Source organism: Streptomyces sp. NPDC059455, from assembly GCF_042750115.1.
GTDB lineage: Bacteria > Actinomycetota > Actinomycetes > Streptomycetales > Streptomycetaceae > Streptomyces > Streptomyces endocoffeicus.
This window is the reverse complement of sequence record NZ_JBHYVB010000195.1, coordinates 1-15,062: the sequence shown is the minus strand read 5'-3', so window position 1 is coordinate 15,062 and position 15,062 is coordinate 1. Positions and strand designations below refer to the sequence as shown.

Here is a 15,062-nt window from a genome sequence, read left to right as displayed (position 1 = left end):
GGCCGGGGGCAGCGCCCCCGGTATCGGGAAGGGGCGGGGAGGGGAGCAGCCCGCCGCGGGCGTCACGAACTGGAGGCCGATGGCCTGGTGCCGATGATGACCGTGGCGTCCAGCTCGTCGCATTCGGTCAGCCGTGGCTCCATCCCGCCCTCCGCCACGATGGCCATCGCCGTCGGCGCCTGCCGTCCGCTCGTCTCGAAGAGCAGGGAGCCGCCCGGGGCGAGCCAGCCGCCCGCCCCGGCGGTCACCCGGCGCAGGACGTCCAGCCCGTCCGCGCCGCCGTCCAGCGCCACCCGCGCCTCGTGGACCCGGGCCTCCGGGGGCAGCAGCCCGACCTCCTCGGTGGGCACGTACGGGACGTTGGCCAGCAGGATGTCCACGCGGCCGTGCAGCGCGGCGGGCAGCGGCTCGTAGAGGTCGCCCTCGTACACCGTGCCGCCCGCCGCCCCGACGTTGCGCCGCGCGCAGCGCACCGCGACCGGGTCGATATCGGTCGCGTACAGCTCCACCCCGCCCAGGGCCGTGGCCAGTGCGGCGCCCAGCGCGCCCGAGCCGCAGCACAGATCGACCACGACGGCCCCGGACCGGGCCAGCGGTACGGCCTGCTCGACCAGGAATTCGGTGCGCCGGCGCGGTACGAAGACCCCGGCGTCGATGGATATGCGAAGCCCCCGGAAGTCCGCCCAGCCGAGTACGTGCTCCAGCGGCAGTCCGGCGGCGCGCCGGTCCACCATGGCGTCGATCTCGGCCGGAACGTGGCCCGTGGAAAGGATCAGTCGCGCCTCGTCCTCGGCGAATACGCACCCGGCGGTGCGGAGCCTGGTGACGACGGCGGAAAAGGTGACAAGTGAAGGTGAAGCCGACATGGAGCCCGGAGAACCTTTCGGGATGCCTGGGGCGCTCCCGCCGGTCGGCTATGCCGCGACGTACGTCACGGCGACCGTACGGCCGTCAAGGGCGAGCACCCAGCCTGAACTGGCGTTGATGGGTCTCACCTCCTTGGTGCGTACGGGTGGGGCCACAGTACCCGATGCCCCGGCGCCGTGGTGGTCACGATGTGTCCGGGGCGCGGAAGGTGCGCCGGTACGCGGACGGGGCGACCCCCGCCTCCGCCGCCAGGTGCCGCCGCAGCGAGGTGGCGGTGGCGAAGCCGACCTCGTGGGCGACCCGTTCCACCGGCAGGTCGCTGGACTCCAGCAGGTGCCGCGCCCGCCGCAGCCGCTGCTGGGTCAGCCAGCGGCCGGGGCTCAGACCGGTCTCCTCCCGGAAGCGCCGGGCGAAGGTTCGGGTGCTCATCGCCGCGTGCGCGGCCAACTCGTCCAGCGACAGTGGGAGTTCCAGCCGTCGCAGCGCCCAGTCGCGGGTCGGCCCGGTGCCGGTGCCGCCCGTCGGCGGCAGCGGCCGCTCGATGTACTGCGCCTGCCCGCCGTCCCGGTACGGCGGCACGACGCAGCAGCGGGCGACATGGTTGGCCACCTCGCTGCCGTGGTCCCGGCGCACCAGGTGCAGGCAGACGTCGACACCGCTCGCCGCCCCGGCGGAGGTCAGCACGTCACCGTGGTCGACGAAGAGCACACCGGCGTCGAGCTCGACCCGGGGGAACAGTTCCCGGAAGTGGTCGCTGAGCGCCCAGTGGGTGGTGGCCCGGCGCCCGTCCAGGAGACCGGCGGCGGCCAGCAGGAAGGCGCCGGTGCAGATGGACACCAGACGGGTGCCGGGGCGGACGCGGGCCAGGGCGGCCAGGGCCCGCGGGTCCGGGGCGGCGGCCGAGGCCCGGGAGATCGCGTACGGAGGGATGACCACGGTGTCCGCCTCGGTCAGCACCTCGGGACCGTGTCCGGGGGTGACGGTCAGGTCCGAGTCGGTACGCACGGGACGCCCGTCCGCGCTCGCGGACAGCACCTCGTAACGGCCGCCGGCGGACCCCATGACCCGGTGCGGGATGCCGAGTTCGAAGGGATAGACGCCGTCGAGGGCGAGGACGACGACCTTGTGGGCGCCGGGGACGCGGCGGGTGGCAGGGACGATGGGAGGCATGGCCGGAATGTATCGGAGACTGACCTTCATGCCATCGCCCCGGGCCGGACCGTACGGCCAGGATCGAGGCATGACTTCGACGAACACCCCTGAGAACCTCGGCTCCCCGGACCCGGCCGCCGCCACGGAGTCCCCGGACCCCGCCGCTCCGGACGGCGCCCCCGTGATGCTCGCCCTGCACCAGACGGCCCTCGGCGGCCCCGAGGTCCTGCGGCTGACCGAGCTTCCGCGGCCCGCGCCCGGCCTCGGGGAGATCCTCGTCGCCGTGCACGCGGCCGGGCTCAACCCCACGGACTTCAAGCACCGCGCCATGAGTAGATTCCTGCCGCCCCCGCCGCTGACCCTCGGCTGGGACGTCTCCGGCACCGTGGTGGAGACCGGCTTCGGCGTCACCCTCTTCCAGCCCGGTGACGAGGTGTTCGGCATGCTGCCCTACCCGTACGGGGCCGGCTCCCACGCCGAGTACGTGACCGGCCCCACCCGCGCCTTCGCCGCCAAGCCCGCCGGGATCGACCACATCCAGGCGGCCGCTCTGCCACTGGCCGCGCTCACCGCCTGGCAGGCCCTCGTCGATACCGCGGACCTCCGGGCCGGGCAGCGGGTGCTGATCCACGCCGCGGCCGGCGGTGTCGGCCATCTCGCCGTACAGCTCGCCAAGGAGCGCGGCGCGCACGTCACCGGGACGGCGAGCGCTCCCAAGCACGACTTCCTGCGCGAGCTCGGCGCGGACGCCTGTGTCGACTACCGCTCCGAGGACTTCACCGACACCGAGGAGCGCTACGACGTCGTCCTCGACGCCCTCGGCGGGGAGACCGCCACCCGTTCCGTGAGCGTGCTCCGCCCCGGCGGCACCCTCGTCTCCCTGCTGCCGGGCTCCGAGGACACCCGCGCCGCGGCGGAGAAGGCACAGGTCCGCGCCGTCACCCTGCTCGTCGAGCACGACCAGGCCGGGATGCGCGCCATCGCCGAACTCGTCGAGCGGGGCAGGCTCCGTGCCCACGTCTCCGGCACCTTCCCCCTCGCCGAAGGCGCCCGGGCCCATGTCCAGGGGGAGACGGGCCGCACCACGGGCAAGCTGGTCATCACCGTGCGGAGCTGACTCAGCTCGCGAGCGCCTCGTACCGCACCCCCGTCAGCCGCTCGGATGCGGCCCACAGCCCCCGCCCCGCCGTGTCGCTGAGCGTCCACTTGGCGCGGGCCGAGCGGACGGGGGAGCCGCGCCACAGCCCCTGGAGCGGCGGGCCGAAGAAGTCGTCCTGGCGGACATCCGGCCCGGTCGCCGCGTACAGGACGGGGAGTGTGCCCTGCTCCGGGCTCTGGGCGAAGTAGCGGTTGCCGATCTCCATGAACCGCTCCTTCGCCCGGTGGCCCTCCATCTTCGGCGCGGCGGACATGAGGTTGGTCGCCGCGTAGCCGGGGTGCGCGGCGGCCGCCACGAGGCGGACGTCCGCCGCGCGCAGCCGGTGGGCGAGCTCGTGGGTGAAGAGGAGATTGGCGGATTTGGAGCGGGCGTAGGCGACCCAACGCCGGTAGTTCCGCTCCATGTTCAGGTCGCGCGGATCGACCGTCCCCAGCATGTGCATAAAGCTGGAGACGGTGACCACCCGCGCCCCCGGGCCCGCCTCCAGCAGCTTCGGCAGCAGCAGCCCGGTCAGTGCGAAGTGGCCCAGGTGGTTGACGCCGAACTGCATCTCGAAGCCATCGGCGGTCCTGCGGTGCGGGAGGGCCATCACGCCCGCGTTGTTGATCAGCAGATCGAGCCGGTCGCCCTTGTGCTCGGCCGCGAAGGCCCGTACGGAGCTCAGGTCCGCGAGATCCAGCGGCGCGACCTCCACCCGCGCGCCCGGCGCCTGCGCCCGGATCCGCTCCGCCGCCTCGGCCCCCCGCTTCTCACTGCGGCACCCGAGCACCACCCGCGCACCGCGGCGCGCCAACTCCCGGGCGGTGACGAAGCCGAGCCCGCTGTTGGCGCCGGTCACGACGGCGGTGCGGCCGGTCTGATCGGGGATGTCGCTCGCGGTCCAGCCCTTCATCACGCGCTCCTTCGCGGTCTGTCGCGTCTGTCGCGGCCTGCGCTACGCGCCGGTAGCCCCAGTGTCCGGCGACAGCCTAAGGGCGGGATGATGAAGGTGCGAGGTGTGCGGATCGGCATTCAGTTTGCCGGCAGTTCGTCGTTCTCCCGTCGCGAGGCCGTGCCGAGCAAGGTACGGGCGACGTCTTCCAGCGATCCGAGCAGCGGGTTGGGGTCGTCAGCGCGCGTGACGAGCACGACCTCGCAGGGGTCGATGTCGATGACGGGCACCAGGGCGATGTCCTCGCGCACAGCGGCGCGTCGATCGCCGGCCGGGAAGATCGCGACACAGTGGCCGGTGGCGATGAGTTCCAGCTTGTCCTCGTAGCTGTCGTCGATCGCGGGCGGGGGTGGTGCCTGGCGGTCGCCGACGGGCTTGGGCGTGCTCCAGACAACCGGAGTGCTGACGCAGGCCACCAGTTCCTCGTCCGACAGAGCCCGCAGGCTGACGGCTTTCTCGTGCGCCAGATGATGACTCGCCGATGTGACGAGTACCCGCGACTCCTCATGGAGCTTGGTCACCCGGAAGCCGTCCGTGGGCAAGGGCAGGGGCCGGTACGCGACGAGGGCGTCGACCCGCCCCTCGGCGAGGGCGCGCGAGTCCCGCCAGTCGAGGTGCCGGGTGCGGACCTGGCCGTCGGGGTGCCGGCGGCGCAGTTCCTGCACACAGGCGGTGATGACCAGCCCCTCGGCGCAGCCGACGGTGATGGTACGGGGCTGGACGGCGGCTCTGGCCGTGCGAGCGGCTTGCTCGGCCTCTTGGAGCAGTATCCGGGCCCTGGGAAGGAATGCCTGACCGGCGTCGGTGAGGCTGCTGCCCTGCGGCGAGCGGTCGAAGAGCCGGACACCCAGCTGAGCCTCCAGTCGCTGGATCTGGCGGCTCAGCGACGGCTGCGCCAGGTGGAGCCTGGTGGCGGCCCGGCCGAAGTTGCCGTACTCCGCCACGACCGTGAAATAGCGCACGAGCCGCAGGTCGACGTCCATTCGCCCAGGGTACGTCGCGCGTCGTCATACGCCTGGGGCATGGCGGCATACGGAACAGGTCTTGGACAGGGTGTGCGGGTGGATATTTGGCTTGGGGGCATGACCACTTATGACGGCAAGAAGATCGTGATCACGGGCGGAAGCAGCGGTATCGGCCTGACTACGGCCCGGTTGTTCGCGGACGGTGGGGCGCACGTACTGATCACCGGCCGTACCCGATCCTCCCTGGACGCCGCGCTGGAGCAGCTGGGGGACAAGGCGATCGCCGTCCGCAGCGACGCCGCGTCCCTGACGGACATCAAGGCGCTGGCCGGCACGGTCCAGGAGCGGTTCGGCGCGGTGGACGCGCTGTTCGTCAACGCCGGTGTCACCGCGTCCGCCCCGTTCGACTCGACGACGGAGGAGATGTACGACGCGCTGTTCGGCATCAACACCAAGGGCCCGTACTTCACGGTGCAGGCGCTGGCGCCGCTGTTGCGCGAGGGAAGCGGCGTGGTCCTCACCACGTCGGTGGTGAACGTCCTGGGCCTCGACGCGCTCAGTGTCTACTCGGCGAGCAAGGCAGCCCTGCGGTCGATGACGCGCACCCTGGCCCGCGAGCTGCTGCCGCGCAAGGTGCGCGTCAATGCCGTGAGCCCCGGACCGATCGACACGGGCATCCTGGACCGCTCCTTCCCCGCCGACGTCGTCGAGACGATGAAGGACACCTACCGGAGCACCACCCCGATGCAGCGGCTGGGGGCCTCCGAGGAAGTGGCCGCCGCGGTGGCGTACTTGGCGTTCGGTGCGACCTTCTCGACGGGAACGGAGTTCCCTGTCGACGGAGGAGCTTCGCAACTCTAGGTGCTCTGACCGCATAGGTTCGCCCCACCCCCGCCCCCACCCCTGCCGTTCGGCATCGGCCATGGAGCAGCGGATCGGTCATGGCTGAGCCGCGTGGACGTGAGTCGCGAGCAGGTCTCGCAGACCCGCCGCGTAGGCGGACGGGTGGCTGGTGTTGCCGTTGTGGCCGCCGGGCAGTTCCACGACGTCGGTGCCGAGTGCGTCCGCGAGGGCGTAGGCGCAGCGGCGGTCGAAGACGCCTTCGGGGGTGGTGCGGCCTACGGCGGGGACGATGCGGGTGGGTGTGGCCGTGGCCGTGGCCGCGAGGGCGGCCACATCGAGGGTGTCTTCGAGCACCGCGGTGAAGTCGTGACGGATGAAGTAGTCGAAGTTGGTGCGGCGCTGGTCGTTGATCGGCTGCGGGGTCAGGCCGGGTTCGGCGTCGCGTCCGCTGGTGTCGATGCCGAGGACGCGGGCGATCTCCGGGAGGGCCGCGGCGAGGCCGGAACGTGCGTAGAGCCGCCGCAGGTCGGCGAGTTCGTGTTCATGGCGGGCCCGTTCGGCGGCGGGCAGCAGCCGGGGCGCGACGGGCTCGTGGGCGATCAGCGTGTGGATCCGGCCCGGGTGCCGCACCGCGAGGTGCAGGCCGATGACGGCGCCGAGGCTGCAGCCGAGCATCGCGGCGGGCCCGGATGCCACGGTCGCGAGCAGGAGTGCCGCGTCGTCCGCGTGCTCGGTGAGCGTCGCCCCGCGTGACGGGTCGTCGAGTCGGCTCCGGGACAGGCCCCGCCGGTCGTAGGTGATCACGGTGTGGGTGTTCACGAGGCGCGCGACGAGGTCGACGGTACGGTCGGCGTCCCCCTCGCCGCTCTGCCCGATGAGCGGCGGGGGCGATCACCGTCGCCCCCGACCCCGCCGATCGCCGCCGCGTGCTCATCAGTCCCGCCGCGGAGCCCTCCGCCCGCGTCGAGCAGGTGCGCGCCACGACCATCGACGCCGCCCTGACCGCCGCCCTCGGTACCGACGATCCCCACCGTCTGCGTGAGGTGACCGACGCCCTCGCGGTCCTCGCCCGCCACCTCGTCCCGTAGGGCCCACAGCTGGCAGGGCGTCGCGCTCTCCGGGGCCGCGCGGCGTGGTCCGGGGCGGCGCCGTCTCGCGTCTTCGGCGCGATTGAGCAGCGGCGGCGGGGGTGTCTGGGTCAGGCCGTATCGCCACCTGACGGGCCGGTGGGGCATGGTGCCGGTGTCAGCCGCTGTTGTCCGGGGCTGAGGGCGGGCCGTCGGCCCCTTACGCGGTTTCTATTCACCACCAGTGCCACCGTTACCGGTGGTCCGGTTCAGGCTTCGGCGCCGGTTCTTCGCGGAGCGGCGCAGCAGCTCCCCCGCGGCAAGCGTCACGGCCGCCACGACGCGGGCCCAACGGGGCCCGCCGCGCTCCGCCCACACCACACACACGCACCCGCCGACGGCGAGCGCCAAGACTCCGAACAGCACCAGAACAGCCACGTTCACCACTCCTGCATTCGTTCATACGGTTCTGGTGATCGTCTCAGCAAACATCGACCCCGCCTCACTGCAGGTGCCTCCCGCAGCCGAGCCGCGCGGATCGACACTCGAACCACACGTCCTTGCCGGTGGGCGTGGGCAGCGCCGCCCAGCGGTAGGCGGTGCTGCTGAGGAGGAACATGCCTCGGCCGCTTTCGGCGCACCAGTCCGGTTGGCGGACTGTGGGGAGAACCGAGTTGGTATCGCTGATGGTCGTGTGGACGCCGTCCTCGGTGTTCCACAGCCGGAGGCGGCACTCGGGGGAGCCAGTGTGCTTGGGGACGTTGGTGAGCACCTCCGTGACGCAGAGTGCCACGGCGTCGACCAGGTCGTCCCGGCCCCAGAGGCGCAGGTGGGCACGGATGATGCGGCGGATCCCGCGCAGTATCCGCGGGTCGACGTGCAGGTGCTGTTCGTAACTCTGGGGGACCTCTTCAACTGCCATGGCGGGCACCGGCCTTTCGGTGACGGTCGGTGATGGGCCGATCGTGGCCGGTACATCGTCGCTCAGGCAAATTGTTCGTCCCGGATTCACTCTATTGGGTACGTGTTGCGACCGAAGGTTGTGACATGGGTTTTATGGTCGACAGCATGCGCCCATGGCACAGAGTGATATGCCCACCATGCGCAGTCGTCGGCTCGGCAATGAGCTCCGTCGGCTGCGCATCGAGGCGGGGCTGAAAGTCCAGGACGCCGCTGACGCGTTGGAGTGCGGGCACCCCAAGATCAGTCAGATCGAGAACGGCAAGCGCGGCATCCGGCCGCTGGATCTGACGGTGCTGTTCAAGCTGTACGGGGTCGAGGACGAGCGCCAGTGCGCGAGCCTTCGGCGGCTGGCGAAAGACATCCACAAGGTCGACTGGTGGAGCAATCAAGGCCCGTTGTTGCGCGACAGCTTGAGGGACTACCTCACCCTTGAAGCGGACTCAGAGCTGGTGCGCACGTACGAGTCGGTCGTCATTCCGGGCCTCCTTCAGACTGAGGCGTATATGCGCCAGACGTTCGCGGTGCACCCGCCCGAGCGTGTGGATCTACACGTCGAGATGCGCATGAAGCGCAAGGAATTGCTGGATGACGGTACAGGTTTTCGCCTACGGGCGGTGATCGATGTGCCTGCGTTGCACCGCATTGGCGGCTCGGCGGATACGATCCGGGAGCAGCTCGAACAACTACTGAAAGATGCGGCGCGGCCCAATGTGAACATCCAGGTCCTGCCCCTGGACGCGGCCTTGCCAGCGGACCAATATCCGCCGTTCACCATGTTTCGTCAGAAGGGTGAGCCCCCAGCGGACGTTGTCTGGTTGGAGCACATCACCGGTGGTAGCTTGCTGGAACAGCGGCAGGACGTGAAGCGGTACTCCAAGGCGTGGGATGAACTGACGGCCGCCGCGCTGCCTCCCGCTGACTCCCAGCACTACATCCGCGATCTCATCAAGGAACACGCATCGTGATATCTGAGCTGGACGGCTCGATCTGGCACAAGAGCAGCTACAGCGGTAACGACAACGGCTGCGTCGAACGGGGCATCCTCTCAACCGGCCGTCAGGCCGTCCGCGACACCAAGGACCGCGAGCGCGGCGCCCTGCTCTTCGAGCCGTCCGCCTGGCAGGCGTTCGTGAACGCCGTCCGAGACGGCGAGTTCGACAGCTAGAAGAGCCCGGGGCTGCTCGGGTCGGTCGGGTGCGGCGCCGTCTCGCGCCTTCGGCGCAATTGAGCCGACCCGGGCACTCGGCGCCGGTGCCGCGCCGCTACTTCACCCGCACCTCGCACACCATCCGCCGCCGGTGGTCCACCGTGCGCTCGGGCCCGGTCAGCGTCAGCGGCACGGTGTGCCGTACGCCGGAGTCGGCGCTGGAGGAGGCCAGCCGCAGCTCCAGGGCGCCCGGTTCCACCACCCTCGTGCCATCGGCGCCCAGCGGATACGAGGCGAGATCGGCGTGGAAGGCGAAGTGGACCTCGGCGGACTCGCCCGGCCGCAGCGGCACCCGTGCGTAGCCGATCAGCCGGGACACCGGCCGGGCGATACGGGCCACCGGATCGTGCAGATAGAGCTGTACGACCTCGGTCCCGGCCCGGTCACCGGTGTTGCGCACGGTCAGCCGGACCGTGGTCTCCCCCTCGGTCGGCACATCGGCCGCGTCGGCCTCCGGGCGCTCCCAGGCGAACGAGGTGTAGGACAGCCCATGGCCGAAGGGGAACAGCGGGGTCGGGTCGATCGAGCTGGCGTCGCCGCGCAGCCCGAGCGGCGGCTGTGGGTACGTCCAGGGCTGGCCGCCGGACGTGTACGGAACGCTCACCGGCAGCCGGCCCGAGGGGTTGACGCGCCCGCTCAGCACCCCGGCGACCGCCGGGCCGCCCTCCTCACCGGGGAAGAACGCCTGCACGGCGGCGGCCAGCAGACGCGACCAGCGGCCGAGGGCGTACGGCCGGCCGGTGAACAGCACCAGCACCACGGGCGTACCGGTGGCCACCAGCGTGTCCAGCAACGCCCCCTGCTCACCGGGTAGTTCGAGGTCGGTGGCGTCACAGCCCTCGCCCGAGGTGCCCCGGCCGAACAGGCCCGAGCGGTCGCCCAGCACCGCGACGCACACATCCGCGTCCGCCGCCGTCCGGGCCGCCTGCGCCAGCCGGCTCTCGGCGGTGAGCGCCGCCGCACCGGCCGAGGCCGCAACCCCCGGGTCCCCGGCGGACGCGGCCGGGCCGGGCGCGGCGCACCCCTCGGCATGGGTGATCCGCGCACCGGGTAGCTCGGCGCGCAGCGCGGCGAAGAGCGTCGGCACCTCGAGGCCCAGGGGCAGTTCGGGGTGCTCCACCCCGACGTGACGGGGGAAGGTGTAGCAGCCGAGCATGGCGGCCGGGTCGTCGGCGAGCGGGCCGACCACCGCGATCCGGGCGTCCGGCGCGAGCGGCAGCACATCGCCGTCGTCGGCGAGCAGCACCACCGACTCCTCGGCGAGCTCCCGCGCCAGGGCCCGCATCTCCGGGGGATCGAGATCGAGATCGGCGGGGCCCGCGGAGTCCACAGCCCCCGCGAGCGCCGACGGCACCGGCGACCAGTCCGCGTCCAGCAGCCCCAGCTCGCACTTCTGCCGCAGCACCCGCAGCGCCGCCCGGTCCACCAGCGCCTCGTCCACCTCTCCGGCCCGTACCGCGTCCCGCAGCGGGGTGCCGAAGCAGCGCACCGCGGGCAGCTCCACGTCCACACCGGCCGCCAGCGCGAGTCCGGCCGCGCCGCCCCGGGTGTCGGCCACCCGGTGGGCCAGCTCCAGGAAGGACACCCCGAAGTAGTCGGCGACGACGGTGCCGGTGAAGCCCCAGGTGTCGCGGAGCAGTTCGGTCAGCAGCCAGGGGTTGGCGGCCGAGGGCACACCGTCGAGGTCGTTGTAGGAGTGCATGACCGACCGCGCGCCCCCGTCCCGCACCGCCAGTTCGAAGGGCGGCAGGATGACATCGGCGAGTTCCCGGCGCCCGATGGAGACCGGTGCGTGGTTGCGGCCGCCCCGGGAGGCGGCGTAGCCCGCGAAGTGCTTGAGGGTGGCGACGATCCCGGCGGACTCCAGGCCGCGGACGTACGCGGTGCCGATGGTCGCGACGAGATACGGGTCCTCGCCGATGGACTCCTCCGTACGGCCCCAGCGCGCGTCCCGCACCACGTCCAGCACCGGGGCAAGACCCTGGTGGATACCGGCCGACCGCAGCGAACCGCCGATCAGCTCGGCCGCCCGCCCCACCAGCGCCGGGTCGAAGGACGCGCCCCAGGCGAGCGGGGTGGGGAAGACGGTGGCGCGCCAGGCGAAGAAGCCGGTCAGACACTCCTCATGGGCCAGCGCCGGGATCCCGAAGCGGTTCCCGGCGGCGATCCGGGTCTGGAGGCGGGCCAGCGCGGCGGCGCCCTCGGCCGGTTCGACGGGGGAGGTGCCGAAGGGCCGGGTCAGCTGGCCGATGCCGTGCGGGAGGAGGCCGTCGAGGTCCACGGCCTCGGACACCTCGTGCTGGAGCGGGGCGACGTCCTCGCCCTCCTCGGCCTCGGATCCCGGCCATACGCCGACGAGTTGGGCCAGCTTCTCCTCCAGCGTCATCGAGGAGAGCAGGGCCGCCGCGCGGTCCTCGGCGGAGAGGGAGGTGTCCTGCCAGGGCTGAGGCATGAAGCTCCTTGTCGGGGGAGGACGGCGGGGTGGGAGAACGGCTTGCGTGCCCCGGAAACGGCGTGGGTGCCGCGCATGGGCGGCCTATTTGCCGCCCATGCCCATCAGTCCACTGATCAGCTGACGGCGGGCGAAGAGATAGACCAGGAAGATCGGGACGATGGAGAGCACCACCGCGGTGAGCAGCGCCGGGGTGTCCACCCGGAACTCGCCCACGTAGTCGTACAGCCCCAGGGTCAGCAGCCGGTTGCTCTTGGACTGGGTGAGCAGCAGCGGGAAGAGGAAGCCGTTCCAGGCGTGCAGGGCCGACATCACCCCGACCGTGGAGATCCCGGACCGCGACAGCGGCACCACGAGCTGGAGCAGCACCCGGGTCGGGCTCGCCCCGTCCAGCGCCATCGACTCGTACAGCTCCTCGTCGATGTCGCGCATCGTGCCGACCAGGATCAGCACGCTGACCGGGAGGGAGAAGGCGGCCGTCGGCAGGATCACGGCGAGCAGGGTGTCGTACAGATGGAGCTTGGTGATGACCAGATAGACCGGGATCACCACCGCCTGGGAGGGGATCGCCAGACCCAGCAGGAAGATCTGGAAGATCCGGCGGGAGGCGCGGCCACGGGCGCGGACCACGGTGTAGCCGACGGTCACCGACAGCGTGATCACGATCGCCGCGCACACGGCCGTGACCAGCGCGGTGTTGAGGAGGTAGGAGAGGAAGTCGGAGCGCAGCACCCGCCGGTAGTTGGCGAGCGTCGGATGGTCGGGCAGGGCCAGCGGGCCGTCGTCGATATAGCCGTCGCGGGTCTGGAAGGTGGCGGCCACCAGGATGTACAGCGGCAGTCCGACGATGCCGAGCCAGATCAGGGAGCCGAGCCCGGCCGGGTAGTTGGCGCGGGGCAGACCCCGGCGGCGGAGGCGGGGGCGAGGAGCCGCCGGGGTCTTGTTCGGCGTACGAACGCCGTTCAGGGGGCCGTTCGGGCGAGGATTCGGGTGGTCGTGCAGAACGTCGGTCACATCCCCTCCCGGGTGCTGCGCATCGCGGCGAAGCCGGTGAGCCGCACCAGCAGCAGCGAGACGGTGGTGGCGACGACGACGAGGATGGTGGCGACCGCGCTGGCGTAGCCGAGGTCGAACGCCTGGAAGCCGTTCTTGTACATCAGATACGGCACGATCGTGGTGTCCGTGCCCGGCCCGCCCTTGGTGAGGATCAGCACGGTGTCGAAGAAGGTCAGCGCGCCCACCACCATGATCACCGAGGAGGTGACGATGGTGTTCCGCAGCTGGGGCAGGGTGATCGAGAAGAACTGCCGTACGGTCCCGGCGCCGTCGATCGCCGCCGCGTCGTAGAGCGAGCGCGGGATGGCGCGGGCGCCGCCCTGGTAGATCAGCGTGTGCAGCGGGATGAACTGCCAGGCGGTGACGAAGAGGATCGCCCCGAAGGCGCCCTTGGAACTGCCCAGCAGATCGCCGTCCGCGAAGCCCAGGGCGGGCCCGATGTCGGCGATCAGGCCGAAGTTGGGGTCCAGCAGCGACTTCCAGACCAGCGCGAGCGCCACGGAGGAGCCCAGCAGCGGCAGGAAGAAGATCGCCGACAGCACGGCCCGGTTGCGCTGCCGACCGGCCGCCCATACGCCCAGCAGCAGCGCGAGCGGGGTCTGGAACACCCAGGTCAGCACGGTCAGCACCAGGCTGAGCCAGATGGCCTGATGGGTCTCCGGGTCGTCCCACAGCCGGGACCAGTTGCTCATCCCGGTCCAGCTCGGGGTGCCGATGCCGTCCCAGTCGGTGAAGGCGAGGGCGCCGACCAGGACCATCGGCGCCACCGCGAAGAAGGCGAAGAACAGCGCCCCGGGGAGAGCCCAGACGACGCCGGGCCGGCCGACCCCGGCCCGCCCGACGCTCGCCCGGCCGACGCTTCGGCGCGGTTCGCGGGCCGGGCGCGGTTCGCGGGCCGGGCGCCACTCGCGGGCCTGGCGCCGCCCGCTCGTCGCGGCGTCCGCCATCACATGCCCTTCAGGGCGTCGATGAACCCGGCCGGGCTGAGCTGCCCGTTGAACAGCTTCTGCACGGCGGTGTGCAGCGGCGGGGTGTACTTGGCGGGCAGCGCCTGGTCCCAGGAGAGCGTGAAGTCGGGGGCCTGCTTGACCAGGTCGTACTGGAACCGCGCGTAGTCGGGGTTCTCGTGCTCGGCGAGCAGGGAGGTGGCGTCGGAGATGGTGGGGACGTCCCCGTTGGCGATCAGGTCCTTGGAGTAGTCCTGCTTCGCCGCGAACTTCACGAACTCGATCGCCGTCTTCTGCTTGTCGCCCTTCACCTTGGCGTTGACCGACCAGTAGTTGGTCGGATTGCCGACCACGCTCTTGGGGTCACCGCCGCCGCCGGGGATCGCCGGGAAAGTGGTCCAGCCCAGCCCCGACTTGGCGAACGCGGGCTGGTTGGCCTTCTGGTTGGCGTACTCCCAGCTGCCCATCAGATGCATGGCCGCCTTGCCCTTGGCGAAGAGCGTGGAGGCCCCGTCGGCGGTGTAGTTGACCGACTTGTAGTTCTTGCCGAACGCGCCCCGGCCGACCAGATCCCGGACCGTCCGCGCGGCCTTGAGCACCGCCGGGTCGTCCCACGCGGCCATGCCCTGGCTCTGGATCTTCTGGAACACCCCGGCCCCGCCATAGCGGTCCACCAGGTACTCCACCCACATCAGCTCGGTCCAGGCATCGGTGCCGGCCAGCGCGAACGGGGTGACGCCCTTGCCCTTGAACGTGTCGATGAGCTTCAGCAGATCGTCCCAGGACTTCGGGGGCTGGGCCCCGGCCTCCTCGAAGACATCCTTGTTGTAGAAGAGGATCACCGGCTGCATCCCGCGCATCGGGATCCCGTAGTGCTTTCCGTCGATCGCGCCCGCGTCGAGGATCGTGGGGATGAACGCCTTCTTCAGCTCCGGGTCCTTGGCCATCGCCGGGTCCAGGTCGAGCAGCATGTCCTTCTTGTCGAAGTCGCTGATGCTGCCGCCGCCCCAGTTGAAGAAGACATCCGGGGCATTGGGCGTGCCCATGGAGGTGCGCATCTTGTCCGAATAGCCCTCACCCGGCACCTGGGTGAGCTTCACCTTGATGTCGGAGGTCTTGTTGAACCGCTTGACGACCTCGCGCTGCACCTTGGTCGAGGCGTCCTGGTAGACCCAGACGTCGAGGGAGTCGTCATCCGAACCCCCGGGCCCGCCGCTTCCGCAGCCGGCGAGTGCCGTTCCGAGCAGCAGCGCGGCCGCTGCCAGGGTGGACGCACGAAGGGTGGACCTTGACCGAGGTATGCGCATCGTGTGCCTTCCGGAAGTAGCCCGATAATTCTCGGAAGTGGTTGCGTGGAAGGTATGGGGGTGCTGATGCGGTGTCAAGGGGTGCGGCAGCGGGCGGCTTTCGTTCCCCACCCCGCCCCTTCCCGAACCGGGGGACACCCCCGGCG

The 15,062-nt window shown here is 71.2% G+C and carries 16 protein-coding genes; 5 read left to right on the top strand and 11 right to left on the bottom strand.

Annotated features, from left to right (window positions below):
• Nucleotides 1-62 precede the first annotated feature (62 nt).
• Nucleotides 63-866: a putative protein N(5)-glutamine methyltransferase gene (locus ACFXB5_RS42910; RefSeq protein WP_385219027.1), complete on the bottom strand. Its 804-nt coding sequence runs from the start codon at nt 864-866 to the stop codon at nt 63-65.
• 184 nt (nt 867-1,050) lie between these two features.
• The gene (locus ACFXB5_RS42905; protein WP_385219025.1) at nt 1,051-2,037 is read right to left on the bottom strand and encodes a GlxA family transcriptional regulator; all 987 of its coding nucleotides are present in this window, start codon (nt 2,035-2,037) and stop codon (nt 1,051-1,053) included.
• Between the two features lie 70 nt (nt 2,038-2,107).
• Between ACFXB5_RS42905 and ACFXB5_RS42900 the strand changes: the two genes are divergently transcribed.
• A complete protein-coding gene (locus ACFXB5_RS42900; RefSeq protein WP_385219023.1) occupies nt 2,108-3,136 on the top strand; it encodes an NADP-dependent oxidoreductase in 1,029 nt (342 codons plus the stop codon).
• A 1-nt stretch (nt 3,137) separates the two neighbouring features.
• Here the strand turns inward: ACFXB5_RS42900 and ACFXB5_RS42895 are convergent, their stop codons facing one another.
• Both ACFXB5_RS42895 and ACFXB5_RS42890 read right to left on the bottom strand, forming a co-directional pair.
• Nucleotides 3,138-4,070 (bottom strand): oxidoreductase, encoded by a 933-nt coding sequence (locus ACFXB5_RS42895; protein ID WP_385219021.1) that lies wholly within the window; start codon nt 4,068-4,070, stop codon nt 3,138-3,140.
• Between the two features lie 119 nt (nt 4,071-4,189).
• Nucleotides 4,190-5,092, bottom strand: coding sequence for a LysR family transcriptional regulator (locus ACFXB5_RS42890; RefSeq protein ID WP_385219019.1), 903 nt, complete (start codon nt 5,090-5,092; stop codon nt 4,190-4,192).
• 99 nt (nt 5,093-5,191) lie between these two features.
• Here ACFXB5_RS42890 and ACFXB5_RS42885 point away from each other — a divergent pair, with 99 nt between their 5' ends.
• On the top strand, nt 5,192-5,935 hold the full coding sequence (locus tag ACFXB5_RS42885) for an SDR family oxidoreductase (RefSeq protein WP_385219017.1): 744 nt from the start codon (nt 5,192-5,194) through the stop codon (nt 5,933-5,935).
• 78 nt (nt 5,936-6,013) lie between these two features.
• On the opposite strand, the gene ACFXB5_RS42880 is transcribed toward ACFXB5_RS42885, so the two are convergent.
• Entirely contained in the window at nt 6,014-6,793 is a 780-nt protein-coding gene (locus ACFXB5_RS42880; RefSeq protein WP_385219041.1) for an alpha/beta fold hydrolase, read from the bottom strand.
• Between the two features lie 50 nt (nt 6,794-6,843).
• On the opposite strand from ACFXB5_RS42880, the gene ACFXB5_RS42875 reads away from it, so the two are divergent.
• A complete protein-coding gene (locus tag ACFXB5_RS42875; RefSeq protein ID WP_385219016.1) occupies nt 6,844-7,005 on the top strand; it encodes a hypothetical protein in 162 nt (53 codons plus the stop codon).
• A 210-nt stretch (nt 7,006-7,215) separates the two neighbouring features.
• On the opposite strand, the gene ACFXB5_RS42870 is transcribed toward ACFXB5_RS42875, so the two are convergent.
• Nucleotides 7,216-7,431: a hypothetical protein gene (locus ACFXB5_RS42870; RefSeq protein ID WP_385219014.1), complete on the bottom strand. Its 216-nt coding sequence runs from the start codon at nt 7,429-7,431 to the stop codon at nt 7,216-7,218.
• Between the two features lie 55 nt (nt 7,432-7,486).
• Complete coding sequence (locus ACFXB5_RS42865; RefSeq protein WP_385219013.1) at nt 7,487-7,906, bottom strand: ATP-binding protein; 420 nt, start codon at nt 7,904-7,906, stop codon at nt 7,487-7,489.
• Nucleotides 7,907-8,060: 154 nt separating this feature from the next.
• Between ACFXB5_RS42865 and ACFXB5_RS42860 the strand changes: the two genes are divergently transcribed.
• A complete protein-coding gene (locus tag ACFXB5_RS42860) occupies nt 8,061-8,912 on the top strand; it encodes a helix-turn-helix domain-containing protein (protein ID WP_385219011.1) in 852 nt (283 codons plus the stop codon).
• Complete coding sequence (locus ACFXB5_RS42855; protein WP_385219009.1) at nt 8,909-9,112, top strand: DUF397 domain-containing protein; 204 nt, start codon at nt 8,909-8,911, stop codon at nt 9,110-9,112. Before ACFXB5_RS42860 ends, ACFXB5_RS42855 begins: the two co-directional genes overlap by 4 nt.
• 97 nt (nt 9,113-9,209) lie before the next feature.
• Here ACFXB5_RS42855 and ACFXB5_RS42850 read toward each other — a convergent pair whose 3' ends face one another.
• The 4 genes from ACFXB5_RS42850 to ACFXB5_RS42835 all read right to left on the bottom strand — a co-directional run bounded on the left by ACFXB5_RS42850 (nt 9,210) and on the right by ACFXB5_RS42835 (nt 14,916).
• The gene (locus ACFXB5_RS42850; protein WP_385219007.1) at nt 9,210-11,606 is read right to left on the bottom strand and encodes a glycoside hydrolase family 3 N-terminal domain-containing protein; all 2,397 of its coding nucleotides are present in this window, start codon (nt 11,604-11,606) and stop codon (nt 9,210-9,212) included.
• Nucleotides 11,607-11,690: 84 nt separating this feature from the next.
• Nucleotides 11,691-12,572: a carbohydrate ABC transporter permease gene (locus ACFXB5_RS42845; RefSeq protein ID WP_385219039.1), complete on the bottom strand. Its 882-nt coding sequence runs from the start codon at nt 12,570-12,572 to the stop codon at nt 11,691-11,693.
• Nucleotides 12,573-12,616: 44 nt separating this feature from the next.
• Nucleotides 12,617-13,609 carry a carbohydrate ABC transporter permease gene (locus tag ACFXB5_RS42840; protein ID WP_385219005.1) on the bottom strand — a complete coding sequence of 331 codons (993 nt, stop codon included), beginning with the start codon at nt 13,607-13,609 and terminating at the stop codon, nt 12,617-12,619.
• Nucleotides 13,609-14,916 (bottom strand): extracellular solute-binding protein, encoded by a 1,308-nt coding sequence (locus ACFXB5_RS42835; RefSeq protein WP_385219004.1) that lies wholly within the window; start codon nt 14,914-14,916, stop codon nt 13,609-13,611. Before ACFXB5_RS42835 ends, ACFXB5_RS42840 begins: the two co-directional genes overlap by 1 nt.
• Nucleotides 14,917-15,062: the final 146 nt, after the last annotated feature.